25 protein-coding genes are annotated in these 24,968 nt (G+C 65.3%); 22 read left to right on the top strand and 3 right to left on the bottom strand.

Features of this window, described 5'->3' with window-relative positions:
• The first annotated feature begins 1 nt into the window (after window position 1).
• The 7 genes from C8C94_RS13620 (at window position 2) to C8C94_RS13590 (ending at window position 6,175) form a co-directional block, all read left to right on the top strand.
• The gene (locus tag C8C94_RS13620; protein ID WP_055393353.1) at window positions 2-601 is read left to right on the top strand and encodes a YqgE/AlgH family protein; all 600 of its coding nucleotides are present in this window, start codon (window positions 2-4) and stop codon (window positions 599-601) included.
• Window positions 598-1,017 carry a Holliday junction resolvase RuvX gene (gene ruvX, locus C8C94_RS13615; protein ID WP_121421092.1) on the top strand — a complete coding sequence of 140 codons (420 nt, stop codon included), beginning with the start codon at window positions 598-600 and terminating at the stop codon, window positions 1,015-1,017. The genes C8C94_RS13620 and ruvX overlap by 4 nt, the downstream gene beginning before the upstream one ends.
• Window positions 1,014-1,535: a bifunctional pyr operon transcriptional regulator/uracil phosphoribosyltransferase PyrR gene (gene pyrR / locus C8C94_RS13610; RefSeq protein WP_055393349.1), complete on the top strand. Its 522-nt coding sequence runs from the start codon at window positions 1,014-1,016 to the stop codon at window positions 1,533-1,535. The genes ruvX and pyrR overlap by 4 nt, the downstream gene beginning before the upstream one ends.
• 2 nt (window positions 1,536-1,537) lie before the next feature.
• Window positions 1,538-2,500 (top strand): aspartate carbamoyltransferase catalytic subunit, encoded by a 963-nt coding sequence (locus tag C8C94_RS13605; RefSeq protein ID WP_008903259.1) that lies wholly within the window; start codon window positions 1,538-1,540, stop codon window positions 2,498-2,500.
• Window positions 2,501-2,699: 199 nt separating this feature from the next.
• Complete coding sequence (locus C8C94_RS13600; protein ID WP_121421091.1) at window positions 2,700-3,995, top strand: dihydroorotase; 1,296 nt, start codon at window positions 2,700-2,702, stop codon at window positions 3,993-3,995.
• A 27-nt stretch (window positions 3,996-4,022) separates the two neighbouring features.
• The gene (locus C8C94_RS13595; protein ID WP_121421090.1) at window positions 4,023-4,760 is read left to right on the top strand and encodes a 1-acyl-sn-glycerol-3-phosphate acyltransferase; all 738 of its coding nucleotides are present in this window, start codon (window positions 4,023-4,025) and stop codon (window positions 4,758-4,760) included.
• A 182-nt stretch (window positions 4,761-4,942) separates the two neighbouring features.
• Complete coding sequence (locus tag C8C94_RS13590) at window positions 4,943-6,175, top strand: Yip1 family protein (protein WP_121421089.1); 1,233 nt, start codon at window positions 4,943-4,945, stop codon at window positions 6,173-6,175.
• Window positions 6,176-6,260: 85 nt separating this feature from the next.
• On the opposite strand, the gene C8C94_RS13585 is transcribed toward C8C94_RS13590, so the two are convergent.
• Window positions 6,261-7,340 carry an ABC transporter ATP-binding protein gene (locus C8C94_RS13585; protein WP_055402047.1) on the bottom strand — a complete coding sequence of 360 codons (1,080 nt, stop codon included), beginning with the start codon at window positions 7,338-7,340 and terminating at the stop codon, window positions 6,261-6,263.
• Between the two features lie 118 nt (window positions 7,341-7,458).
• Between C8C94_RS13585 and C8C94_RS13580 the strand changes: the two genes are divergently transcribed.
• On the top strand, window positions 7,459-9,087 hold the full coding sequence (locus tag C8C94_RS13580) for an iron ABC transporter permease (protein WP_121421088.1): 1,629 nt from the start codon (window positions 7,459-7,461) through the stop codon (window positions 9,085-9,087).
• A gap of 209 nt (window positions 9,088-9,296) precedes the next feature.
• Here C8C94_RS13580 and fliO read toward each other — a convergent pair whose 3' ends face one another.
• Both fliO and sctU read right to left on the bottom strand, forming a co-directional pair.
• Window positions 9,297-9,722: a flagellar biosynthetic protein FliO gene (fliO, locus tag C8C94_RS13575; RefSeq protein WP_121421087.1), complete on the bottom strand. Its 426-nt coding sequence runs from the start codon at window positions 9,720-9,722 to the stop codon at window positions 9,297-9,299.
• A complete protein-coding gene (sctU, locus tag C8C94_RS13570) occupies window positions 9,719-10,999 on the bottom strand; it encodes a type III secretion system export apparatus subunit SctU (protein ID WP_121421086.1) in 1,281 nt (426 codons plus the stop codon). Before sctU ends, fliO begins: the two co-directional genes overlap by 4 nt.
• Before the next feature lie 685 nt (window positions 11,000-11,684).
• Between sctU and C8C94_RS13565 the strand changes: the two genes are divergently transcribed.
• The 14 genes from C8C94_RS13565 (at window position 11,685) to sctR (ending at window position 24,923) form a co-directional block, all read left to right on the top strand.
• Window positions 11,685-12,206, top strand: a complete 522-nt coding sequence (locus tag C8C94_RS13565; RefSeq protein WP_121422850.1) for a lytic transglycosylase domain-containing protein — start codon at window positions 11,685-11,687, stop codon at window positions 12,204-12,206.
• Window positions 12,203-14,245 (top strand): FHIPEP family type III secretion protein, encoded by a 2,043-nt coding sequence (locus C8C94_RS13560; RefSeq protein WP_121421085.1) that lies wholly within the window; start codon window positions 12,203-12,205, stop codon window positions 14,243-14,245. Before C8C94_RS13565 ends, C8C94_RS13560 begins: the two co-directional genes overlap by 4 nt.
• A gap of 266 nt (window positions 14,246-14,511) precedes the next feature.
• Window positions 14,512-16,278, top strand: coding sequence for a type III secretion system outer membrane ring subunit SctC (gene sctC, locus C8C94_RS13555; RefSeq protein ID WP_158603824.1), 1,767 nt, complete (start codon window positions 14,512-14,514; stop codon window positions 16,276-16,278).
• 50 nt (window positions 16,279-16,328) lie between these two features.
• A complete protein-coding gene (locus C8C94_RS13550) occupies window positions 16,329-17,534 on the top strand; it encodes a hypothetical protein (RefSeq protein WP_121421083.1) in 1,206 nt (401 codons plus the stop codon).
• 178 nt (window positions 17,535-17,712) lie between these two features.
• Window positions 17,713-18,015, top strand: a complete 303-nt coding sequence (locus C8C94_RS13545; RefSeq protein WP_121421082.1) for a hypothetical protein — start codon at window positions 17,713-17,715, stop codon at window positions 18,013-18,015.
• 15 nt (window positions 18,016-18,030) lie between these two features.
• Complete coding sequence (locus tag C8C94_RS13540) at window positions 18,031-18,450, top strand: hypothetical protein (protein ID WP_233573465.1); 420 nt, start codon at window positions 18,031-18,033, stop codon at window positions 18,448-18,450.
• A gap of 25 nt (window positions 18,451-18,475) precedes the next feature.
• Window positions 18,476-19,396: a type III secretion system inner membrane ring lipoprotein SctJ gene (gene sctJ / locus C8C94_RS13535; protein ID WP_121421081.1), complete on the top strand. Its 921-nt coding sequence runs from the start codon at window positions 18,476-18,478 to the stop codon at window positions 19,394-19,396.
• Window position 19,397: 1 nt separating this feature from the next.
• Entirely contained in the window at window positions 19,398-19,994 is a 597-nt protein-coding gene (locus tag C8C94_RS13530) for a hypothetical protein (protein ID WP_121421080.1), read from the top strand.
• The gene (locus tag C8C94_RS13525) at window positions 19,991-20,650 is read left to right on the top strand and encodes a FliH/SctL family protein (protein ID WP_121421079.1); all 660 of its coding nucleotides are present in this window, start codon (window positions 19,991-19,993) and stop codon (window positions 20,648-20,650) included. Before C8C94_RS13530 ends, C8C94_RS13525 begins: the two co-directional genes overlap by 4 nt.
• A 20-nt stretch (window positions 20,651-20,670) precedes the next feature.
• Window positions 20,671-22,008, top strand: coding sequence for a FliI/YscN family ATPase (locus C8C94_RS13520; protein ID WP_199731260.1), 1,338 nt, complete (start codon window positions 20,671-20,673; stop codon window positions 22,006-22,008).
• A 37-nt stretch (window positions 22,009-22,045) separates the two neighbouring features.
• Window positions 22,046-22,528 carry a hypothetical protein gene (locus C8C94_RS13515; protein ID WP_121421078.1) on the top strand — a complete coding sequence of 161 codons (483 nt, stop codon included), beginning with the start codon at window positions 22,046-22,048 and terminating at the stop codon, window positions 22,526-22,528.
• Window positions 22,529-22,538: 10 nt separating this feature from the next.
• Window positions 22,539-23,138, top strand: a complete 600-nt coding sequence (locus C8C94_RS25465; RefSeq protein WP_147433261.1) for a hypothetical protein — start codon at window positions 22,539-22,541, stop codon at window positions 23,136-23,138.
• Window positions 23,139-23,412: 274 nt separating this feature from the next.
• Window positions 23,413-24,279: a hypothetical protein gene (locus C8C94_RS13505; RefSeq protein WP_121421076.1), complete on the top strand. Its 867-nt coding sequence runs from the start codon at window positions 23,413-23,415 to the stop codon at window positions 24,277-24,279.
• The gene (gene sctR / locus C8C94_RS13500; protein WP_121421075.1) at window positions 24,270-24,923 is read left to right on the top strand and encodes a type III secretion system export apparatus subunit SctR; all 654 of its coding nucleotides are present in this window, start codon (window positions 24,270-24,272) and stop codon (window positions 24,921-24,923) included. The genes C8C94_RS13505 and sctR overlap by 10 nt, the downstream gene beginning before the upstream one ends.
• The last annotated feature ends 45 nt before the right edge of the window (window positions 24,924-24,968 follow it).

The raw sequence follows: 24,968 nt of genomic DNA, 5'->3' as shown, positions 1-24,968 counted from the left end.
AATGTCTTTCGATTCTGCGCCCATCAACCTGACGCATCACTTCCTGATTGCGATGCCCGGTCTGGAAGATGAGTCTTTCTCGCGCAGCGTCGTTTACCTGTGCGAGCACAGCGAACGCGGTGCACTCGGCCTCATCATCAACAAGCCTTCTGACATCACCCTCAAAGGCCTTTTTGACAAGGTGGACCTGTCCCTGCGGCGCGAAGATCTCACCCAGGAACCTGTTTTCCAAGGCGGCCCGGTGCAGACCGAGCGCGGTTTTGTGTTGCATGAGCCCATGCTCATGGACAAGGCAGAAACCGATGAATCGGCATATGCCTCCACCATGACCATCCCCGGCGGGCTGGAGATGACCACCTCCAAGGACGTGCTCGAAGCGCTGTCCACGGGCGCAGGCCCGCGCCGCGTGCTCATCACGCTGGGGTATTCGTCCTGGGGTGAGGGCCAGCTTGAATCGGAGCTGGCCGAGAACGCCTGGCTGACGGTGGCGGCCGATCTGTCCGTGATCTTCGACACCCCTGTGCCCGAGCGCTACGACCGGGCCCTTTCGCTGCTGGGTCTCAAGGCCTGGATGTTGTCGCCCGAGGCGGGGCACGCATGACCGGCCTGCCCGTTCAGCCCGCCGTTCCTGCGCATTTCCAGACCTTTCTTGCTTTCGATTTTGGCCTCAAGCGCACGGGGGTCGCCACGGGCAACCGCATGTTGCGCAGCGCCACGCCGCAGGCCACCATCATGGCCGAGGGCGACGCCCGTTTTGTGCAGGTGGCGCAGCGCATCAAGGAGTGGCAGCCCGACGCCCTCGTGATCGGCGTGCCCTACCACCCTGATGGCGCGAGCCATGAGAACACTGAACGCGCGCTCAAGTTCGGCCGCCAGCTGCGCGGCCGCTTTGGTTTGCAGGTGTTCGAGGTGGACGAGCGTTACAGCACCACCGAAGCCATTGCAGGTGGCGCCAAGGATGCCGACGCCGCTTCGGCCTGCATCATCCTGGAACAGTTTTTGAGGAATCTCCCATGACCACCCCCTCCCCCGGAGTGTCCGGCAGCCTGGTGCTTGATGCCGAGGCGCTGTACCGCGAACTACTGCGCGGCGTGCGCAGCATGCTGACCCCCACCACGCGCCTGGCGGGCATTGCCTCGGGCGGTGCCTGGCTGGCCGAGCGCCTGCAAAAAGACCTGGGCCTCGAAGGGCCCGCCGGTGTGCTCTCGTCGGTGATGCACCGCGACGACTTCGCCCAGCGCGGCCTGTCGGCCAGCGCGCAGACGGCGCTGCCGTTTGATGTGAACGGTGCCGATGTGCTGGTGCTCGACGATGTGCTTTACACCGGCCGCACCATCCGTGCCGTGCTCAACGAGCTGTTCGACTACGGCCGTCCTGCCAGCGTGCGTCTGGCTGTGCTGGTGGACCGGGGCGGGCGCGAGCTGCCCGTGCAGGCCGACTTTGCCGCCGCCCGCGTGGCCCTGCCTGCCGCCCAGTCGCTGGCCCTGGCGCGCGACGACAGCGGCATCTTCCAATTCCAAGTCAAAGAGGCCTGACCGTGCTGCACAAGCGCAATCCCCAACTCAACGGCAATGGCGAACTCATCCACCTGCTGTCCATCGAAGGCCTGCCGCGCGACATCGTCACGCACATCCTCGACACGGCGGCCAACTTCGTGAGCGTGAACGACCGCGAAGTGAAGAAGGTGCCCCTCCTGCGTGGCAAGAGCGTGTTCAACCTGTTCTTCGAGAACAGCACGCGCACCCGCACCACGTTCGAGATCGCGGCCAAGCGCCTGTCGGCCGACGTGCTCAACCTCGACATCGCGCGCAGCTCGGCCAGCAAGGGCGAGTCGCTGCTCGACACCATCGCCAACCTCTCGGCCATGGCGGCCGACCTGTTCGTGGTGCGGCACAGCGAATCCGGTGCGCCCTACCTGATTGCGCAGCATGTGGCGCCCCATGTGCATGTGATCAATGCGGGCGATGGCCGGCATGCCCACCCCACGCAGGGGCTGCTGGACATGTACACCATCCGCCACTACAAGAAGGACTTCAGCAACCTCACCGTGGCCATCGTGGGCGACGTGCTGCACTCGCGCGTGGCGCGGTCCGACATCCACGGCCTGACCACGCTGGGCTGCGCCGAAGTGCGTGTGGTGGGCCCGCGCACCCTGGTGCCGTCGGACATGGCGCAGATGGGCGTGCGCGTGTGCCACACGCTCGAAGAGGGCATCAAGGATGCCGACGTGGTCATCATGCTGCGGCTGCAGAACGAGCGCATGAGCGGTGCGCTGCTGCCGTCGAGCCAGGAGTATTTCAAGAGCTTCGGCCTCACGCAGGAGAAGCTGCAACTGGCCAAGCCCGACGCCATCGTCATGCACCCCGGCCCCATCAACCGCGGCGTGGAAATCGACTCCGCCGTGGTCGATGGCAAGCAGAGCGTGATCCTGCCGCAGGTGACTTTCGGTATTGCGGTCCGTATGGCTGTCATGTCCATCGTTGCTGGTAACGAGGCATGACCCCCCTGAGCCGCTTCGCGTCATCCCCCCAAGGGGGGACGCCACCCCTGGCCCGGCAAAGCCGGTTCCACGGTGGCACTGGCATTCGGTCGGCTGTGGTGCGAACGACCCGAGAAATGTCGCGTGGTGTGAGTGCTATTTATTTGATAGCTGTTTGCGCTTATCTATCAAGCGCTAGCGGCCCATTTGGCTTGAAATCATGAAGATACTGATCCAGAACGGCCGTGTGATCGACCCCGCTTCGGGGCTTGACCAGACCTGCGACATCGCGCTGGCGGCAGGCCGCATCGTGAGCGTCAACCGCGTGCCCCCCGACTTTGCGCCCAACCGCACCATCAATGCAGCTGGCTGCATCGTGCTGCCTGGCCTGGTGGACCTGGCCGCACGCCTGCGCGAGCCCGGCCACGAGCATGAAGGCATGCTCGAATCCGAAATGGCCGCCGCCGTGGCCGGTGGCGTGACCAGCCTGGTCTGCCCGCCCGACACCGACCCCGTGCTCGACGAGCCCGGCCTGGTCGAGATGCTCAAGTTCCGCGCCGAGAAGCTGCACCAGGCGCGCCTGTTCCCTCTGGGGGCCCTCACGCGCAACCTTGCAGGCGAGGTGCTGACCGAGATGGCCGAGCTGACCGAATCCGGCTGCGTGGGCTTTGGCCAGGCCGAGGTGCCGCTGGCCAGCACCCAGGTGCTGCAGCGTGCGCTGCAGTACGCCGCCACCTTTGGCTACACGGTGTGGTTGCGCCCGCAAGAGATGCACCTGGGCAAGGGCGTGGCTGCCAGCGGCCCGCTGGCCACGCGCCTGGGCCTGTCGGGCGTGCCCGTGGCGGCCGAGACCATTGCGCTGCACACCATTTTTGAACTACTCAAGACCACCGGCGCCCGTGTGCACCTGTGCCGCATCAGCAGCGCTGCGGGGGTGGAGCTGATCCGCCGCGCCAAGGCCGAGGGCCTGAAGGTGACGGCCGACGTCAGCATCAACTCGCTGCACCTCACCGACGTGGACATCGGCTTCTTCGACAGCCGCGCCCGCCTGTCGCCCCCGCTGCGCCAGCAGCGCGACCGCGATGCGCTGAACGCCGCGCTGGCCGACGGCACCATCGACGCCCTGGTGTCTGACCACACGCCGGTGGATGAAGATGCCAAGACCCTGCCGTTTGCCGAGGCCGAGCCCGGCGCCACGGGGCTGGAGCTGCTGCTGTCGCTCGCGCTCAAGTGGTCGCAGGACAGCGGTGTGCCCCTGCAGCGTGCGCTCGCCACCGTCACGTCCGAACCCGCGCGCGTGCTCGGCAGCGCCCTGGGCACACTGCAGGCCAGCGTCGGCCAGATCGTGGAAGGTGGCGTGGGCGACCTGTGCATCTTTGACCCGCAGGCGGCGTGGACGGTGCAGGACGACGCATTGCGCAGCCAGGGCAAACACACCCCGTTCTCGGGCTACGAACTGCCTGGCTGTGTGCGCGTGACCCTCGTCGGTGGCCAAGTGGCTTTTGACCGGGGTTGAGGTAGTGCGACGCTGCGAGGCCCTGCGGTGAAGTCTTTGCGTGCCTGCTGGCGCCTGCTGCGTCTGCTGGGCCACATTGTCAAAGGGCTCGCCATCGTGGCGTTGCGTTTTCCAGCGCTCTCGCCGGACCAGCAGCATGCCCGGGTGCAGGTGTGGTCGCTGCAGCTGCTGGCGCACCTTGGCATCAGCCTGCGCATCTTGGGTCAGCCCCCGCTCACCGGCCCGGTGATGCTGGTGGCCAACCACATCTCGTGGCTTGATATCCCGGTGATGCACGCGGCGCGGCATTGCCGCTTTGTCTCCAAGTCCGACGTACAGGGCTGGCCGCTGATCGGTACCCTGGCAACTGCCGCAGGCACGCTCTACATCGAGCGCAGCTCGCGCCGTGATGCGCTGCGCATGGTCCGGTCGATGCAGGAGGCGCTGGTGCGGGGCGAGGTGCTGGCCGTGTTCCCTGAGGGCACCACGGGCGATGGGCGCGAGATGCTGCCTTTTCACGCCAATTTGCTGCAAGCCGCTGTGGTGGCGCAGGCTCCGGTGCAGCCCGTGGGCCTGCGTTTTGCCGACAAGGCCACGGGTGCCACCAGTTTTGCGCCCAGCTACATCGGCGACGAAACCCTGGTGGGCTCCATCTGGCGCACGCTGTGCGCCCCGCCCATCGAGGCTGTGGTGCATTACGGCCCCCCCGAGCTGGCGGGCGAGCGCGACCGCCGTACCTGGACGCAGCACCTGCACGATACGGTCGATCAGTTGCGCAAAGCCTGAGCTGGCGCTCTGGGGGCAGGGGGTGGTTTCCGTGGGCAAAAGCGTGCATATTCCACGTTTGCAGCCGCGCGGTCTGCACATCCGATCTCTATTGCACGCAATTTCCCGTATCGTCCGCGTCTTTCGCCTGCAAGCGCTTGCAAATGCGTGGGCAGGCTCACCCACGCTGCCGGGAGGGCACCATGAACCTGATTGAGCGCGCCAAGAGCATTCTTCTGCAACCCAAGGACACCTGGGTCACCATTGAGGCCGAGAGCACCGACGCCGCCACCCTGTACACCCGCTACGCCATGATTTTGGCCGCCATTCCGGCAGTCTGCGGTTTCATTGGCATGTCGCTGATCGGTTTCGGGGGCTTTGGCGTCACCATCCGCGTGCCCTTTGTCTCGGGGCTGGTGAACATGGTGGTGTCGTATGTGCTCAGCCTCGTGGGCATCTTCGTGCTCGGGCTCATCATCGATGCGCTGGCCTCCACCTTTGGCGGCCAGAAAAACTCCATCCAGGCCTTGAAGGTGGCGGTGTATGCCAGCACGGCGGCCATGCTGGGCGGGGTGTTCAGCCTGCTGCCTGCACTATCCATGCTGGGCCTGCTGGCGGCTTTGTACTCCATCTACCTGCTCTACACCGGCCTGCCGGTGCTCATGAAAAACGCCCCCGACAAGTCGGTGGTCTACACCGTGGTGGTCATCATCGCGGCCATTGTGATGGGGGTGGTCATCGGCGCCGTCAGTGCGCTCTTCCTGCCCCGTGGCGGAGCGATGTTTGGCGGGGCCGATGCGCCCGCCATCACGATGAATACGCCGGGCGGCAAGGTGTCCATCGACACCGCCGGCCTGGAGGCCGCAGGCAAGAAGATGGAAGAGGCCGCCCGCAAGATGGAAGAAGCGCAAAAGAGCCAGGACCCCGCCGCCATTGCCGCGGCTGCTGGTGATGCAGCCAAGGCCGCCGCAGGTGCGCTGGGGGGTGGCCAGGCCATTGCGGCGCAATCGCTCAAGGCGGCACTGCCCGAGAAGCTCGCCGGCCTGCCGCGCACGGGCTTTGATGTGCAGGACGGTGCCGCCCTGGGCCTGCCCACCAGCCAGGCCAGTGCGCAGTACGGCAGCGATGACAAGCAGGTGCGCCTGGAGATCGTGGATATCGGCGGCCTGGGGCAGATGGCGGTCATGGCCATGGGCATGGCCCAGGGCGAAAAAGAAGACCCAACGAGCGCCGAGAAGACTTGGCAGGAGGGTGGCCGCACCCTGCACCAGCGCTATGAAAAGGACGGCAGCCATGCCGAGTTCAAGACCATCCTGAAAAACGGCCTGGTGGTCAGCATTGAGGGCGACAACATGGGCGTGAAGGATCTGCGGGGCTTCATGTCGCAGGTGGATCTCAATGCCCTGGAAAGCCTGCAGCGCAAGGGCAAATCCTGAAGGCTGAAGTGCGCCGTGGCGCAATGAGTCATCAAAAGTAATAGCAACCAGCGCTTTATGGATAAGCGCTAGAGCCTATTTGGGCTTAGATGGTGGTTCCCTGTTCGCGGGGGAACGTCACCACATGGTCCACCTGGGCGCGGATGCCTATCCACTCGCCCAAGGCGTGGTCATGGTGGCTGGGCACATGCGCCAGCACCGTGTGGCCGCTGGCCAGGCGCAGCGTGTACAGAAACTCCGAACCCCGGAACGACTTGCGCACGATCTGCGCCTGTACGGGGGCATGGTCGTCGTGCACGATGTCATCCGCACGCAGCAGCACATCACATTCGCCACCGGGGTAGCTGCTGGGCAGGGGGCATTCTTCCAGGTCGGTCAGCTCGCCCAGCGGCGTCTGCGCCACCACGTTGTTGCCGCGCTGCAGCAGCGTGGCAGGGGCGAACACGCCGTGGCCAATGAAGTCGGCCACAAACCGTGTGGCGGGGCGGTGGTACAGCGTGTACGCATCGTCCCACTGGTGCAGATGGCCTTCGTGCATCACGCCGATCACGTCGCCAATGGCAAAGGCCTCGAACTGGTCGTGCGTCACAAACAGGGCCGTGGCGCCAGCGGCTTTCAGAATGCCGCGCACCTCGTGGGCCAGGCGCTCGCGCAGGTCCACGTCCAGGTTCGAAAAAGGCTCGTCCAGCAGCATGAGCTGCGGGCGTGGTGCCAAAGCCCGAGCCAGGGCCACGCGCTGCTGCTGCCCGCCAGAAAGCTCGTGCGGAAAGCGGTTCTCGCTGCCCTCCAGCCCCACCAGCTGCAGCACCTCGGCCACGCGCGCGGCCTGCTCGGCACGGGGCAACTGGTGGATGCCAAACGCCACGTTGCGGCCTACCGACAGGTGCGGGAACAGCGCGTAGTCCTGGAACACCATGCCAATGCGCCGCAGCTCAGGCGGCACGCTGAGCGTGGCGCTGCTGACCACACTTTTGGTCAGGCGGATCTCGCCGCCCGTCACGGGCTCCAGCCCTGCCACAGCGCGCAGCAGTGTCGTTTTGCCGCAGCCAGAGGGGCCGATCAGCACACCGATATCGCCTGCATGCAGGCCCAGCGTGACGCCTTCCACCGCCGCGTTGGGGCGGCCTGCGTAGCGCACTTCGAGTTGGGAGACCTCTAGAAACATCGCTTGATTCTAGGCGGGCAGGGACGAATGCTTAAAATTCGCATTTGCATTCCTGATCGTTGCCCGGCCTGAGCCTGCCAGCGGGTGTGCGCTTTCTTACTTTGCCGAGCCACTCGCCTTGCGCCGCACGCCTTTTTCTGCCCTTCGCACCATCCCTTTGATCCTGTTCGCGGGGTTTCTGGCGCTGCCCGTGCTGGCCGTGCTCGCATCGTGGTTGCCCGTGGGGCAGGGCGATGCGCAGGCAGGCGCCATCCTGCGCGAGATGGCGGCCACCGTGTTGCCTGGCTATGTGTGGACCACCTTGTGGCTGAGCGTGCTGGTGGCCCTGGGCGCGGCCATTGTGGGCACAGGCACGGCAGCAGCGGTGACGCTGTTTGATTTCCCGGGCCGCCGCACCTTCGAGTGGCTGCTGCTGCTGCCCCTGGCCATGCCCGCGTATGTCACTGCATATGCCTACACCGACTTTCTGCAGTTCAGCGGCCCGCTGCAGGTGGGCCTGCGCAACACCTTTGGCCTGGAAGGCCGTCTGCTGCCCGAGGTGCGCAGCCTGGGCGGCGCGGTGTGGGTGTTCATCTTTTCGCTGTACCCGTATGTGTACCTGCTGGCGCGCACAGCGCTGGGCGAGCGTGCCGCGCACCTCATGGAGGCCGCGCGCCTGCTGGGCGCTCCGCTGTCGCGCCGCATCCGCGCCGTGGCGCTGCCTCTGGCACGGCCGGCAGTCGCTGCAGGCGTTGCGCTGGTGCTGATGGAAACGCTGGCTGACTTTGGCGTGGCCAGCTACTTCGGCATCCAGACCTTCACCACCGGCATCTACAAGGCCTGGCTGTCGATGGACAACCGCCTGGCCGCCGCGCAGCTGGCCACCATGCTGCTGGTGGTGGTGATGGCGCTGCTGCACCTGGAACATCGCGCGCAAAAGCGCATGCGTTTCGCCACGGGCGGCGGGCGCGCAGGCTCGGCCGAGGCACAGCCCCTGGCGCTGCGCGGCGCACGCCGCTGGGCCGCCTGGGTGGTATGCGCGGTACCGGTGGTGATGGGTTTTGTGGCGCCAGTTCTCTTCATGCTGCGCCCGCTGGCGGCCGACTGGTCGGTGCTGCCGTGGGAGCGATTCATGGAATGGGCCTGGCACAGCGTGCGCCTGGGGGGCATCACCGCCGTGCTGGCCGTGGTCATCGCCCTGGCCCTGGCGTTTGCCGTGCGCCGCCAGCCTGATGCGATCACGCGCGGCGTGGTGCAACTGGTCAGCGTGGGCTACGCCGTGCCAGGTGCCGTCATCGTGGTGGGCCTGCTGCTGCCCGTGGGCTGGCTGCAGGCGGCCATGCCGCAGTGGGGGGTGGGTGCGCTGGTCACGGCCACGGCGTTGGGCATCGTATGGGCGTACCTGGTGCGGTTCTGCGCGGTGGCGCTGCAGTCCATTCAAAGCGGTTACGCGCGAATTCCCCCCAGCCTGGATGATTCTGCCCGCATGCTGGGCATGGGCAGCGTGGGCCTGATGGCGCGCGTGCATGGGCCGCTGCTCAAGCGGTCTACTGCTGCTGCCGCGCTGCTGGTGTTTGTGGACGTGATGAAGGAGCTGCCCGCCACCATGGTGCTGCGCCCCTTCAACAGCGACACCCTGGCCGTGGTGGCCTACCAGCTGGCGCGCGATGAGCGGCTGGGTGAGGCGGCGTTGCCTTCCCTGGCGCTGGTGGCCGTGGGGTTGGTGCCCGTGATCCTGCTTAGCCGGACGCTGCGCAGCAAAGGGTGAGCGGCTGAGTTGCGGTACTGAATGGGCGTGCCCGCCCAAGGGCATGGTCCTCCAGCGTAGAAAACAAGCTGCCATGTGGCAGCTTGTTTACAGCCCAAGGAGAAGGCGCAGCGGCAGGCACCTCTGACACCCTACCGAGGGTGCCCCGCAGTCTTCTGTACAGCCACCATGGGAGCGCACGCAGTTGCCGCAATGCCTGCATGAACGCCTCAAGGAACAGTCGGCGATTTCTCTCTGCCTTCAGGAGCGGATTCAGCCAGCAGATGTACCTGGTGCGGTGTCACCCCCAGCAGATATTCTCGGTCCCCGTGCCGGACCAGGGCCACTCTCTCTCGCCCGCCAAGAGATATTTGCTGCACGACCTGGAGCACGGCTTTACCACTTCGATTCCGCGCGATGCCGGTGCGCTGCAGCACCTTCAGAAGTATCCAGGCCAGGGCCAGCACGAATGCCAGTGCCAATACGGTACCCAGCACTCCGGTCAGTGGGGCTGCGGGCCCGTCCGCTACGCCATATGGCGCAGTATTCGGGAGCACCACGCTGGCAGTGGTCTGGGGGCTCGTCATCTCGACCAGTTGGGCAGGGGCAGTGCCTACATAAGGCTGTGCGGTGTCTGTATGTGAATGCTTGTTCATGATGCTGTGTCAGTGGCCGCTCTGGATCGCCACCGTCTGGGAACATAGCGGGCAAAGCGGTTGGTTCTCCAGCCCCCGGGGGTGGCGGCTGCGCCCGCTGCGTCATGGGCCGTAGATGGCGGGTACCGGGTCAGGTCTTCACCAGGAGCGGGGCGTCGAGGACGGCGCGGTTCTGACTCTGTGGAAGACTTCGCATGCGAGGTCCGCGAGGCACGTTCGAGTTCATAGCGCACATCTTGCGCCCACAGGATCACGGTCGCGATGATGTCGAACAGCTCCGCAGGAACGACGTCGCCGGGCTCTGTGTCGGCCAGCAATTGACGGGCGATTTCGATGTTGCGCAGCACGGGAACACCGGCCTCCTGCGCGGCGGTTCTCATGGCCAGAGCATCATCGTCCTGTGCCTTGGCAATGACCGTGGGCACCGGGCATCGGTCGCGGTGGTAGTCGATGGCAATCGCGACATGGGTGGGATTGACCACCAGCACATGGGCGCTAGCTGCCGCCTTGTTGGCGCCTTGCTGAGCCCACTCCTGCTGCAGCTGCTTGCGATGGCCCTTGAGATGCGGGTCGCCTTCGGCGTCCTTCATTTCCTGGCGTATGTCGCGCATGCTCATGCGCATCTTCTTCATGAAGCTGTAGCGTTGCCATGCCAGGTCCAGCGCCGACACCAGGAGAAACGCGCCCGTGACCCACGCCAGCAGCGTCCAGCTGGCGTGCCAGAGAGCCGACCCCACGGCCTCTGGCTTCGCGCGCGCAAGCAGTGGCAGATCAGGCAGCAAGTCCTTCAGCGCAATCCAGGCAATGACGGCCACGAGCACGGTCTTGAGCAGTGACTTGAGCAGCTCGACCAGGTTGTCCAGCGAGAACATGCGTTTGAGGCCGCTGGCGGGGTTCAGGTGTTCTGCCTTGGGCCAGATTTTCTCCATCGTCAGCACAGGGCCGGTCTGCAGAAACTCCACCAGGACGCCGACCACCGCAACGGGTACCACCACCAGCCCCACCAGCAACAGCAAAGTGCGCAGCGCTTGCCACCCGAGTTGGGCGAGTGCCTCAGGAAAAGGGATCTGCAATCCCCACAAGCTCAGTTCAATCAGTGACGTCATCTGCTGCCCCACCATCGGCAAGGCCACAGTGGCTAGCAGCAGCACGGTCAGCAATGTTGCTGTCGCTGTCAGGTCCTTGCTCTTGGAAACCTCGCCCTTTTTTCGGGCGTCCTGAAGCTTCTTGGGTGTCGGCTTTTCTGTCTTGTCGCCACTGTCGTCTTGACCGGCCATGGGCGGATAGTCCTGTTGGAAATCGGGTGGGGCCGCAGGCCGTGCTGGCCCTGGGCTCAAGGCGCTGCAGCATCACGGGGAGGCTTGGCAGCGGTGCGCAAACTGAAGTGTCGGGCAGTGTGCCAACGGTCACATGAATGTTGAAACAGGATGCAAGTGAAAGCACGTGCTCGTAATGGGCGTGCGTTGCATCTGTGTTTCGTTGCTGACAAATGGATACGTGAAGCAGCACTTTTTGCCACAAATTCGAAAGGCTGAGCGGAAACACTAGCTCTACCTTGTTGCGTTCGTGTCTGAGTCTGCTTCTAAAAGCGAAAGTCTGTTTGTGCGTTCCCCATCGTCTCATCGTGTTCATCTGCTTGCCCGGCGTTTGTTGGTTCGGCCCTTGGCGAGGCTCCCTGGGATGTGGTTCCTCATGGGGACTTGCGGACTGGGCCTTGGGGGCCTGACCCACGCTGCACCTGGACCTGCGGTCTTGGCGCCAGCGCCGACAGCCGCATGTGCCGTCGGGTGGGATCAGTTGTTGACACCCGCGCAACGGGACGCCGAAGCGCTTGTGCGCGGTTGCCAAGTGTCTGCCGCCAAATCCAGCAAACCAGTTCTGGCTGCGCAGATGGGGTTGTATCGCCACACCTCGTCGCGTCTGTTGCCTGTCGGTGCAGGCGCCCGCACAGCGCAGCCAGCCATGATCGGCAAGCTCCAGCCCCGCACAGCCATGCCATCGCGCAGCCCCGACGCCCAGCCCTTGCGAACCAGCAGCCCCGTCGGGCTGGCACCTTTGGTAGACCGCACGGCGCAGGAGCACGACATCGACCCGTTGCTGCTGCACTCCATCGCTCGCGTGGAGTCCCGTCACCAGCCCGATGCCATCTCGCATGCAGGAGCCCGAGGCTTGATGCAGGTGATCCCCCCGACCGCGCGCCGTTTTGGCGTGGAGGGCGCAGAGCAACTGCACGACCCGCAGACGAACCTGCGGGTGAGCGCCCGGTACCTCAAAACCTTGCAGCAGCGATTTGGCAATGACCTGGAGTTGGTGCTTGCCGCCTACAACGCCGGTGAGGGCGCCGTAGAAAAGCACGGACGCAAAATCCCACCCTACCGCGAGACTCAGGACTACGTCCGCAAAGTGCTTGCCGAATACGTGCTGCTGCGCGGGGTCAGCGCCAGTCAAGCGGGCCATGCCTTCACAGGGAAAGACTCGCTGTGAATTTGGCTAGCTATTTCCGGTCGGCCGCGCGTGCCGACCGCAGTGGTGGCGGGCTCGCGCGGTACACCGACATCGCCTTGGTGGCTGGCATCGTGGCCATCATCGCGCTCATGATCGTGCCGCTGCCGACCTGGGCCCTTGACACCCTCGTGGCCGTCAACATCTCGGGCGGGGTTTTGCTGCTGCTGCTGGCCATCTATGTGGCCAATCCGCTCGAATTTTCCGTGTTCCCCAGCGTGCTGCTGATCAGCACGCTTTTTCGGCTTGCGCTGTCGATCGCGACAACCCGCATGATTCTTCTGCACGGCGAAGCTGGCCACATCATTGACACGTTTGGGAACATGGTGGCGGGCGGCAATCTCGTGGTGGGCCTGGTGGTGTTTCTCATCATTACCGTGGTGCAGTTCATCGTCATTGCCAAAGGCTCGGAGCGCGTGGCTGAAGTCGCCGCGCGTTTCTCGCTGGATGCCATGCCTGGCAAACAGATGTCCATCGACTCGGACCTTCGCTCCGGCCTGATCGACAAGGACGAGGCCCGGCGTCGCCGTCGCCAACTGGAAAGCGAAAGCAAGCTCAACGGCAGCCTTGACGGCGCCATGAAGTTTGTCAAAGGCGATGCCATCGCGGGCATCATCATCATCATCATTAATCTGCTGGGAGGGCTGGCCGTGGGGGTGCTCCAGCAGGGAATGCCCATGTCGGCAGCGGCCATCAAGTACTGCATCCTTGCCATTGGTGATGGCATGGTGACGCAGATCCCCGCATTGCTGGGGGCCATGTCCGCAGGTCTGCTGGTGACGCGCACTACAGACGATGAGCATGACAAACATCTGGGCGACGCCATTGGTAGACAACTGACGGCCAAGCCCCGCGTGTTGCTGGTGGCCGGTGGCCTGAGTTTTCTTTTCGCGGCCGTGCCTGGCTTTCCCGCCGTGGTCTTTGGTCTGCTGGGTCTTGTGTTCTTTGGGGTTGGGGCCATGCTGACGCCCGCGTGGCGGGAGCGCTGGGAACGCTGGATCGGGCCGAAGCTGGTGGCTGTGCGCCGCAAGCCCGCGCACGCCCCCGAGTTGATGTTCACCGATGCCATCCCGGTGCGTCCCAACGTGCCCCTCCTACTTGAGTTGCCTGCCGGGCACCTGCGCGGCGAAGACAGCCGTGACCTGCTGCACGGCCTTGAAGGCGTGCTCGACCATTTTCAGCTGCACCTGGGCCTGCGTTTGCCGCGCATCGATGTGCACATGGTGCCCGCGCCACCTGCTCAGACGCCGGCGCCAGCGGTGCCGGGGTCCAGCGCACTGGCCCTCGAACCAGCCGCGCCAGCGCCTGCTTGGCGCCTGATGGTGCACGAGGTGCCGGTTGCCCAGGGCGACATGGTGGTCGACGGTGTTGCGGCGGCACTGGCCACGGCCGTGCGGGAAGCTCTCCGTCGCAACGCCGCGCTGTTCTTGGGCACGCAGGAAACCAACCTCTTGCTGACCCGTGCCAGCGCCGACCTGCCCGATGTGGTCAAGGAAACCCTTCGTGCTCTGCCTCTGGCACGGGTGGCTGAAATCCTGCGTCGCCTTGTGGAAGAAGAGGTGGCCATCCGCAACCTCCGCGACATCTTGGAGACCCTCGCCGATGCGGCCCAGCGGGAGAAAGATGTGTTCGCTCTGACGGAACTGGTCCGGATCGGACTCAAGCGCCAGCTGTGCTATCGCTACGCGCCGACCGGCCGCCTGGGCGCGCTGCTTATCGATCCCTCCGTCGAGGAGCTGCTGCGATCCGCTGTGCGGGTCAACGGCGGGGTGCAGCAGCTGGCGCTCGATCCTGCGCAAACCACGCAGTTGATTCAGAAATTCACGCAGGCCATCGCACATCACCGGCCAGCAGCCATCGTGACGGCGGTGGACATTCGCCGCCACGTACGCAAGTTGATCGAGATCGAGTGTTTTGACACTCCAGTGCTCAGTTACCACGAATTGGTTCCGACGCTGCACCTGGGCGTACTGGCCCATGTCGGAAAAGACGACGCCCCCATGTTGCAGGGGGCGTCGTAGTAAGTCGGTCGGCAGTCGCCGACTGTTTTCAGGCGGAGTCTGTTCTTCAACAGCCTCGCCGATGAGCGTATGCGCTGATACCAACAATGAGTTCAAACAAGGGAGTGAGAATGGGAGTAGTAGCTAAGGGGAATTGGAGTCCGTTGCTGTCGGGGCCAAAGGCGGGCACGTGGCGCGCCTGGGCGGCAGGCTGTGCGTTGGGTTGGGCGTTGTGCGCCACGGCGGTGCAGGCCTCGCCCATTCCTTTCGGGGAGAGACAGGTCGATATGACCGTGCGAGAGCAGCCGATTGCGGCGTTCTTGCAGGACTTCTTCGGGACCATGGATGTACCCGTGTCGGTAAGTTCTGGTGTCAAGGGCGCGGTCAACGGCGTGTTCCGAGGTACGGCCGAAAAAGTGTTTTCCAGCATCCAGCGCTCATTTGGGCTCATGGCCTACTACGACGGCGCCGTCGTGCACGTGTACACACCGGCAGAGGTCACGACACGCACCTTTGCCATGCGCCAGGGAGACGCTCGCCAGGTCATCAATACCGCGCGTGACATGAACATCATGGACTCGCGCAACACCCTGCGTGTGAGCCAGAGTGGTGGGCTCATCGCCAGCGGAAACCGACGGTTTGTAGACTTGGTCGGCGAACTGGCTTCAGGTCAGCAAAGCCAGTCCACCACGCTGGCTCCCGTGGGTTTCAAGGTGTACTACCTGAAATACGCATGGGCCCAGGATGTGAGTGCCCAGTACGGCGGCACCGTCACGGTCATCCCTGGTGTGGCAAGCATCCTGCGTTCTTTGCTGACAGCCCAGCGAGGTAACCCGTCACCGGCGCTGACGCAGTATCGGGGCGCCTCTGAGCCGGGTCTGCGCGGCCAGGGGCTGGCTCGACAAGGCACGCTGGGAGCCGCTGGTGCCAACCCCATGCAGGCCTCTGCCGAAACCGTGCAGCAAGCCTGGGGCGGCCGACCTGGAGCCGTCGGAGGTGTGCAGGTGGCCACCGTGGACGCGGCGTTGCTGGAAGGCCTGGGCGCGGCTTCGGTCGCGAACCAGGCCCGTGTGGAGGCCGATACCCGTCTCAATGCAGTGATCGTGCGAGACCTCCCGGAGCGTCTGCCTTACTACGACGAGCTCATCAAGTCGCTGGACATTGAGCCCCAGGCCCTGGAGATCGAAGCCACCATCATCGACCTGAGCACCGACAAGTTGCGTGAGATGGGTATCAACTGGCGCCTGAGTGGCGACCGCTATTCCTTCCTGTTTGGCAATGGCACCGCCAGCGACACCAGTCTGCTGGGCAGCACGCCGGTTCAGAGCATTACGCCAGCAGGCGAGGGCGGATTCATGTCCCTGGTGCTGGGCGGGCGCAACAACTTTGTGGCGCGAATCAATGCATTGCAGAACAAGGGCGTAGCCCGCATTGTTTCGAGCCCCCAGGTCATGACGCTGTCCAACGTCGAGGCGCTCTTTGACACCAACAAGAGTTTCTACGTGCGCGTGGCAGGTCGAGAGCAAGTCGATCTTTACAAGGTGTCGGCAGGGACCTCCTTGCGTGTCACGCCCCATGTGTTCCAGGAAGGCTCAGACGTGCGCATCAAGCTGCTCGTCCAGATCGAAGACGGCGGCATCAATGGAGCCAGCCAGGTTGATTCGATCCCCATCGTCGAGCGTTCCTCCATCAATACCCAGGCGCTGATCGGCGCGGGCGAGAGCCTGCTGATTGGCGGCATGGTCAAGGAGTCCAGCAGCGAAGGGGTTTCCAAGGTTCCATTCCTGGGCGATATCCCCCTGGCGGGCGCGCTGTTCCGCTCGAACAACGACCAGCAAGAGCGGGTGGAACGCCTCTTCCTCATTTCGCCCCGCCTCATCCCTGCACGGCGCGCGACCAATGCATCAGCACCCACGGGGCCACTGCGGCCCGGTGGCGCCGTGGCTGCCCCACCCATGCCTGTACTGGAAGAGACCACAACGTCTACCCGCAACCCCGCGACGGGCGATCCCAGACCTGGCGTAGCCCAGGGGTTGGGTGAGCAGGCGCCGTGAACGAATCGAGCGAACGAGGCCCGCATGTCCGGGCCGAGGAGTACCGTGGAATGAGCACAGAAACTTTGTACGAACTGCGCGTTCTCAGCGGCGAGCAGCGTGGCGCATCTTCTGTCATTCAGCCTGGGCAGACGCTGCGCATCGGACAGGACTGGATCAATGAAGTCGTGCTTCAGAAGGCTGAAGGCGTTGCTGTGTTGTCGTTTTCGCCCACAGGCATCTTGGTTTTGCAGGTGCAGCAGGGCGGCGGTGCCGTAGCCCACAGGACGCTGGAGGCAGGCGCGCGCGCAGAGCTGGGCTTGTACGAGCCGTTCACTGTCGGAGGGATCCGGCTTGCAGTGGGTCAGCTCGGTGCGCAGCAATGGGCGCCGCTGTTCACCGACGCGGCACCAGACGGAGGTGCCACGTCGGCTACACCGCATGCGCAAGAGTCTGCTCCTGCTTCAGAAGCAGCCTCGGAGGCGCGTTCGCATGCTGGTATGGGTGCGTCTGCTTCGCAGGCCTCCTCTGCCGCAGCTACGCCAGCAAAGGACCCTGCAGCCATGGCGGCAGGCCAGACGTCCCCTTTGCAGCGCTGGCGCTCGCGCCTGATGCTGGGCGGCACCGCGTTGGTGGGCGTTTCTGTGTGCACCCTCACCCTGGCCTGGGCCATGGGGCCTTCCACCCTGAGTCCGCAAGAGCACGCCGCGAACATCCGCCAGACCCTGTCGCACCTGGGCATGCCCACACTGAATGTCGAGTCCCGCAGCGGGCAGCTGTACGTGACCGGGCACCTGGAGTCCCAGGCTGAAAAGACCCGACTGGAAAAGGCGCTTGCAGACCGTTCGCCCGCCCGGCTCTCGGTATGGGTCAATGAGCAGGTGGCAGCCAGTGTGGCCGAGGTCTATCGACTCAACGGCATCGCTGCGCAAGTGGAAGCTGCTGGTGCGGGGGTGGTGCGGGTGCGCACGGCGGTGTCTGATACGCGGCAGCTTGAGCATGTTCAGGCGTTGGCTCGCCGTGATGTGCCGGGCTTGCAGCAGCTGGCCGCTGTCAACGAGGCTCCCCCTACGCCGCCCCCAGCTGCATCGGCCATCCACGATCCTGGCAAGCGTGTCGCTGCCATCGTGCCCGGAGAGCCTGCCTACCTCGTCACCGTGGACGGCACCCGTTACTTCGAGGGGGCCATGTTGCCCAGTGGGCACCGCATTGTGGCCATTCTGTCCGACAAGGTGCAGATGGAACGCGAGGGCGTGGCCAGCGTCCTGTCGTTCTGAAGCCCTGCATGAACCGCTTCACCACCAGTGCATCTGGGCACCCAGGTGAGCCCACCGCACCACGTTTACCTCAAACCTTGAAACGTCACCGTGCCACATCGGTCCTCGGACCGACCCCTTGTTCAACCACCCCGCTGGCAATTACCGCCAGCACCACCTGCAAAGTAGGAGTCAGAGCATGAGCAATTCCATCAATCCGCTGGCCATGGTCGCCACCACTGGACTGAGCAGCTCCCAAAGCCGCAGCGGCAAAGGCGCTAGCTGGTTCGAGGTCATGGCCGATGCCTGGGGCAAGACCCTGGACGCCAAAGCGAGTGAAATCGAGGCCGCAGGGGATGCCCTGGCCGACGGCAATGACAAGCCTGCCCACATCACCCACATGACCATGCTGGCCCAACAAATGGGCTTCATGTCCAACAGTGCCCACACCTCCTTGCAATCGGTGGGCACGGCACTGGAAACCATGGCCCGCAAACAGTGATGTGGCGCTGACACCATGAACGCCACTACCACCATGGGCCTTTCGCTTTCGGGCGCAGACAGTGTCGGCGTCTCGGCGGGGCAGAGCCCCGTCCAAGCCGGCTATGGCATCTCATTGACCGACATGTCCGGCTTTCACGAGGCTATTGCGCGTGCAGAAGCGGGCGCGGGCAGCACGCTGCAGGCCCAGCCTGTGCAGGCAATGGGCGAGGGGATGCAGGCTCTATTCAAGCCGCTCGAACACATCAACGCCGAGGCGGTCTCGCTGGAGGAGCATGCGCAAGCGGCCATGGCTGCGGGCAACGACATGACACCGGGTGAGATGGTCATGCTGACCGTCCGGGCGCACGAGTTCCTGTTCCACAGCCAGCTCACCGCCAATATCGCCAACCGCACCTCCGACGGGCTGCAGCAACTGTTCCGCCAGCAGGCCTGACCGCCCGCCTTGACCGCTATATCGCATGAGACCGCTACTTACTGCCAGAACGCTTCTGCGCACTTGCCCCATTCCCGGGGCCAACGCCCGCAAGGCCAGGACACCCTCCTGGCCCGCGCGGGTCCTCGTCACGGTCACGCTGGCACTCCTGGCCGCATGCTCTCAGCAGGAGCTGTATGGCCAGTTGACCGAGCGCCAAGCCAACGAGATGGTGGCCGTGTTGCGCAATGCGGGCCTGCATGCAGAAAAAGCGGCCTCGCGCGACGGCAAGGCCTTTGTCGTCAGCACCCGGCCTGACGACTTTTCTCGCGCTGTAGAGATCTTGCACGCCGGAGGGTTCCCACGGGACTCCTTCGACACCCTGGGCCAGGTATTCAAGAAAGAGGGCTTCGTGTCATCGGCACTCGAAGAGCGGGCCCGCTTCACCCATGCCCTGTCGCAAGAGCTCTCGGCCACGCTTTCCAGCATTGATGGCGTGGTGCAGGCACGGGTGCATGTCTCTGTGCCCGAGAAGAATCCCCTGTCCGACAAGCCCCAGCACTCGACGGCCTCGGTGTTCATCAAACACCGCCCCGGGGTCGACCTGAGCCAGCAGACGGGCAAGATCAAAGCCCTCGTAGTCAACGCCATGGAGGGGCTGCCCTACGACAACGTCACTGTTGCCATGTTCCCCGCCGAACCTATTCCACCGGCGGCCCCGCCGTCATTCCTGGGCGGTTTGTGGGCGCAGTATGGCGGCATGGTCATGCTGGTGGCGGGGCTGCTTAGCCTCATAGCGGCCGCCGTGGCGGCCATGGCCTGGTGGCAGCGCCGCCCTGCAGCCGCGGCAGCCTTGGCCGAGACCGGGCTGGCATCCATGGTCGGCGCCGCAGTGGCACCGCTACGCCGGGGCGCCGCCGTTGCGGTCGCATCCCCCGCGCAGCCCCGTGTCGGCAGCGAGTCCTGAGATGCAGCCCGTGGACCTGGGTGAAGACTCGGCGTTGACCCATGTGGCCGCGCAGCGGCGCGCGCGGGCAGCGCTTGCGCGGCAGTTGCAGGCCGAGCCATTGAGCTGGCAGCAGCTCATGTTGTGTCCTCTGTGGGTGGCCGATCCCGCGCCGGCCCGCGATGCACTCAGCGCCTTGTCTGGCATCTACTGGCTCAAGGCGTCGCTGCGTGCCTGCATCGACGGGCGGCAACTCGCACCCCTGTCGCGCAGCGTTGGGGTCGGGCCCTTCCGTGCTGCCCTTGACGCTCCGGACACCCCGGAACTGCTGGCGCGGGCACCTCGGCCCCTGCTGCCGCCTGCCCACACGATCGTGTCGTACGTTCGTGCCTGGGGTCAGGCGATGCTGCTGTGGGGTTGCGTGCACGAACTCCAGGCGCGCCTTGCCCACCACCTTGGCTGGAGCGCCTCGCTGGCTTTGCTGCCCACGGTGGGCTCTAACCCGGCCTGGGCCCAGTCCGCGTTAGCGCAGGCACATGCGGCCGCCCCAGCGCTGGCAGCACCCGCCAGTGTTACCCCGCAGACCGAGCCCGTAACCCCGTTGTCCACACCGTCATGAGTTACCTGCTCACCCTGCACCAAGACGCCACCCTGACCCTGGCCACCACGGAACGTACCGTGCCGGCGCAGCACGTTCAGGCGCTGGAGACCGCTCTGGACCTGGCCGCTGCGCTGCAAACGCTTACCAGCAGTGCCCGTGACGCGGCTGCGCAGGCGCAGCAGGCGGCCTGCGAGCAAGGTCACCGCGACGGTTTTGCCGTTGGGCTGGCACAGGCCCACCAGGAAGCGGCGGGACAGATTGCAGCAGCGCTGCAATCGCTGGCGCAACAGCACCAGCACCAGCGCGAAGAACTGCGCAGCGCCCTCGTCACGCTGGCCACTGCCATGGTGCGTTGCATGGCTTCGGCCCTGGCGCCCGATCAAGTGGTGACCGCCCTGGCGTTGCAGGCTTTTGAGCAGGTAGTGCCTCCTCAGCCCGTGCGCCTGCGCCTGCCCGCAGAGCTGGTCGAGCCCGTGCGCGCACAACTTGCCACGCGTGAATTGCCCATGCCCGTGCAATGTCTGGCCGACACAGAAATCCATGGGCTGGACTGCGTGGTGGAGTCTCAGGCTGGTGCGTTGCTGGCCGGGCTCGACACCGTCCTGGCAAGTGCTGCGCAGCGGATTGAAACCTCTCAGCGCCAGATGGCGGCCCCCGAAGCCAGGGCCGCCTGAGCGCGCCACCGATTTGCGACATGCACGCCGACGCTTCCCCCCGCCCTCTGCTCGATCCTGCCATCCTGGCCTCGCTGCGCTCCATGCAGCCGGTGGCTGCCCGGGGGCGGGTTGTGCAAGCCTTTGGCACCACATTGCGCGTGAGTGGATTGCGTGCCGTCATCGGCCAGCAATGCCTGATTCGTGACCCCGCGCAACCGCATGGCAACGTGCTGCGCGCAGAAGTCGTCGGGCTTCGCGAGCATGACGCCATTCTTGTGCCACTGGGGCACCTGCACGGCGTCTCGATGGGTGCCGAGGTGGAGCCTCTGGATGGCGGAGAGCTCATTCCCGTGGGCGACGCCCTGCTGGGCCGCGTGCTCGATGCCTTCGGCACACCCCTGGATGGTCACGCCCTCCCGGCCCACTTGCCGCTCCGCGCCTTCCACGCCGAGCCACCCAACCCGCTGACCCGGCGGCCCATTGATACCCCATTCATCACCGGGGTGCGTGCGCTCGACGGATTGCTCACCATCGGTGAAGGTCAGCGACTGGGCGTGTTCGCCATGGCCGGGGGTGGCAAGTCCACCTTGTTGGGCATGCTTGCCAAGCTCGCACACAGCGATGTCAATGTCATTGCCCTGATTGGCGAACGGGGGCGTGAGGTCAGCGAGTTTCTGGAGGACAGCCTTGGCCCCCAGGGCCTGGCCCGCTCGGTGATCGTTGTCTCCACCTCCGACCGGCCCGCCATGGAGCGGCTGCGTGCCGCCCAGACCGCCACCGCCATTGCCGAACACTTCCGCGCGCAAGGGCGGCGCGTGCTGCTGATGATGGACTCCGTGACCCGATACGCCCGTGCGTTGCGCGAGATCGGCCTGTCGGTGGGGGAGCCGGCCGTGCGCCGTGGCTTCCCCCCCAGTGTGTTTGCAGAGCTGCCGCGCCTGTTCGAGCGGGCGGGTAACGATGCGTCCGGCTCCATCACCGCTTTCTACACGGTTCTGGCTGAAGATGAAGACGGCTCCGATCCTGTGGCCGAGGAGACCCGCTCCATCCTGGACGGTCACATCGTGCTTTCGCGCCAGCTTGGGCAAGCGGGGCACTACCCGGCCATTGACGTACTGGCCAGTGCCAGCCGTGTGTTCAACCGCGTCACCGACCGCGCCCACCAAGACGCAGCCCTGCGCGTGCGCGCCCTGATGGCCAAACACGACGAAATCCGCTTCCTGCTTCAGGTTGGTGAATATGCGCCAGGCAGCGACGCCCTGGCCGACGACGCCATCGCCGCCCAATCTGCGTTGCAGGCACTGTTGCGACAGCGGCCCGACGAGGGGACACCCTTCGAACAAACCCTTGCTGCGCTGCAGCAGTTCCAGCGGTGACTGTGACCAGCCTGCATACACCTTGGGGGGCTCCCCCATGACCGCCTCCGCCATGGCCCAGCAACTGGCCGCTGCCAGTCAGCTGCAGCGACTGCGTGCGTTGCGCGAACGCAAAGCCTTGCAAGCCAGCCAGCAGGCCGAGCGCGAGTTGCAAGCTGCCCAGCAAGTGGTGCGCGACCGCGAAGCCCAAATTCGCAAGCTGCAGGCCCGCAGGCTGGAGCTGCAGCACAGCCTGATCGGCCCCTACGCCGCCCGCATAGGGGTCGTGGCCAGCTACGCCAGTGCTGCACAGGAGGCGCTGGACGACCAGCTCGAACGCGCTGAATACGCACTGATCGATGAGGAAGAAGAGCTGATCAACGCGCGCACCCGCGCCGCCTCAGCCCGCACCACATGGCTCCAGGCCGTGGCCCAGCACCAGGCCAGCTCCACGCTACGCGATGACGCCCGCCAGAGCCTGCGGCGCGAACGTGAAACCACGCTGGAGCGGGAAGACCCCCCGCTCCGGTCAGCCCCCTGAGGAATGCCCCGTGAGTGACATCAGTCCATCGACCCCTGAACGAAAAACCCATACCTCCGACACTACCGCCCGGGCCTCACAGGCCGGCGGCTGGGTGCCCCCGCAGGCGCGGCGGGACTTTGATGCCGCCATCCGGCGGGCCGGCGAACGCAGTGACAGTCGGCTCAAGGACCACGACGACCCCGAACCCAACGACCTCTTTCACACCGAGGCTCCGCCCCCAGGCCTTTGGGGGCAGCTGCCGCCACTGACCGGGCACACCGGGTCGGCAGGGGAGGGCAGTGCCCTTATGGGGGGCAGTGCAGCCCTCACCGCACCCGCCCAACCCACTGGCCTCCTGCCAGATTCTCTGCCCATGGCCCCACATGCGGCCGCGCCCGGGGTGGGTACCCCGTTGCGCTTGCAAGTGCCGCTGGGCGGTGCCGAGGCCGCCACCCTGGCCCTGCGCTTAGCCCAAAGCGGCAACGGCCAGTGGCAGCTGCGCATGGGCACCAATGCCACCACCCGCCAGCAACTGACCCCGCACCTGGAGCGACTGCGCGACCGCCTGCGCGAACACAGCCACGGTCGAATGGATGACCTCGGATTTGACGATGACACCGTGGCCTGATACCGCCAACCCCGCCGCAGTGGCGGCACCTGCCCCGCACGCTCCACCAGTGCCTGGGCCGGCGTGGCTCGTTTTTTGTGGTCCGGTGGGCGCACACCGGGCCGAGCTCTGGCTGCCGCTGCTGCCAGAGCCAGCCCCTTGCCTGTGTGAACCTCAGCCCCCAGCCCTAAACCCGGATGCACCAACAGCCTCCTCAGGCACCACTGGTCGGGATGCCACCCCGCCTGCGCGCACCTCTGGGGATACCGCAAAGGAGTGGACCGGACCGCGCCTGATGCTGCAGCTGGCCAAGGCAGAACCGCTCATCAGTGCTGTCGAGCAATGGCTGCGCTACCCCTGGCTGTTGCAGCCCGATGAAGCCGCGCCAGCAGTCGCCCTGGAATCCGGCACGTGCGAAGCCGTGGTGCAGACCGCTGCACTGGCCCCTGTGGGCACGCGCCTGCGCCTGCCTTGGGCGGCATTGTCGGGTCCGCCGGCCGACTGGCTGCAATCCCCGCATGTCGCCTGGCCCAGCGTACGCACGGAACTGTGCCTGGATACAGCGCCTGCCGCCGCAGTCGCAGACCTCGCTGAAGGCTCCCTGGTCTGGCTCACACCCTCTCTGGGGGGCGAGTGGCCCGTCACCGTGCGGCCCATCGGCGGCCACCTTCCGGTGCGCGCGGGTGTGCTGGTACGCAGCCCCGCTGTTCGCACTGGTGCCCCGCCCATGGCCGAGCCCCTGGGGCTGGACCTGCACGCGCCGCAGCCCACGGCCACCGAGCCGCTCGCCACAGACACCCATGCCAACACGGATGCCGATGCCGAGATCGTCTGGCACGGCATACCTGCCATGGGGCTGGAGCAATGGCTGTGCTGGCAGGCTCGCCCAGCGGTGCTATCGGTGCCGGCCGCACCTCCCGCATCGACAGCACCGCTTCGCCTTCGGCTACCACCCATGCTGCCGGGGGAGCTGCACTTGCAGCAGGGTGGTGCGTTGCGCGCCCACGGTGATCTGGTTCCTCTGGCCGGTGGCTACGCCCTTCGAATCCGCAGCGCCCTCGGTGCCACACCAGCCGTTGGGCCTGAAGCCCCCTTGTTTTCCGCTGAATCATCCACCGGGCGCGCGTGCGGCGCAGCCCATTCGCAGACACCATGGACCTGAATCAATTTACCCCTTCCTCGGCACTGGTCACCGTGATCGTTGTCTCCCTGGCGCCGTTTGTGGGCGTCATGGTCACTTCCTTCACCAAGATCATTGTGGTGCTCAGCCTGCTGCGCAACGCCCTGGGCCTGCAGCAGGTGCCACCAAACGTGGTGCTCAACGGCATGGCCCTGGTACTCACCATCTACGTCATGCTGCCCGTGGGGTTGGATATGGCCGAACGTGCCCGCAGCGTCTCCAACGTCGGCAGCACCTCTGGCATGCTGGCGGTGGCCGATGCGGCCAAAGAGCCCCTGCGCGACTTTCTGGTTCGCCACTCATCCGCCCACGAGCGCGCTTTCTTCCTCAAGACCGCCCAGAAAACCCTCAGTCCCGAACGTGCTTCCCAGATCAGCGAACGCGACTTTGTGGTGGTTGTGCCCGCCTTCACCGTTAGCGAGCTGTCTGCAGCGTTCCAGATCGGGTTCCTTATCTTCCTGCCCTTTCTCATCATCGACCTGGTCATCGCCAATATCCTCACTGCCATGGGCATGATGATGCTCTCGCCCACCACCATCTCGCTGCCGTTCAAGCTGCTGCTTTTCGTGCTGGTCGATGGGTGGGTCAAGCTCACCCACGGCCTGGTGCTCTCCTACGGCCACTGACCTTGCCGCCGTGCATCGCCTTCCCACTCTGTCCATGCCCTCCGT

Source organism: Acidovorax sp. 94 (genome assembly GCF_003634645.1).
GTDB classification, from domain to species: Bacteria; Pseudomonadota; Gammaproteobacteria; order Burkholderiales; family Burkholderiaceae_C; genus Acidovorax; species Acidovorax facilis.
The sequence above is the reverse complement of the archived record's forward strand: the minus strand, read 5'-3'. Positions and strand labels throughout refer to the sequence as shown.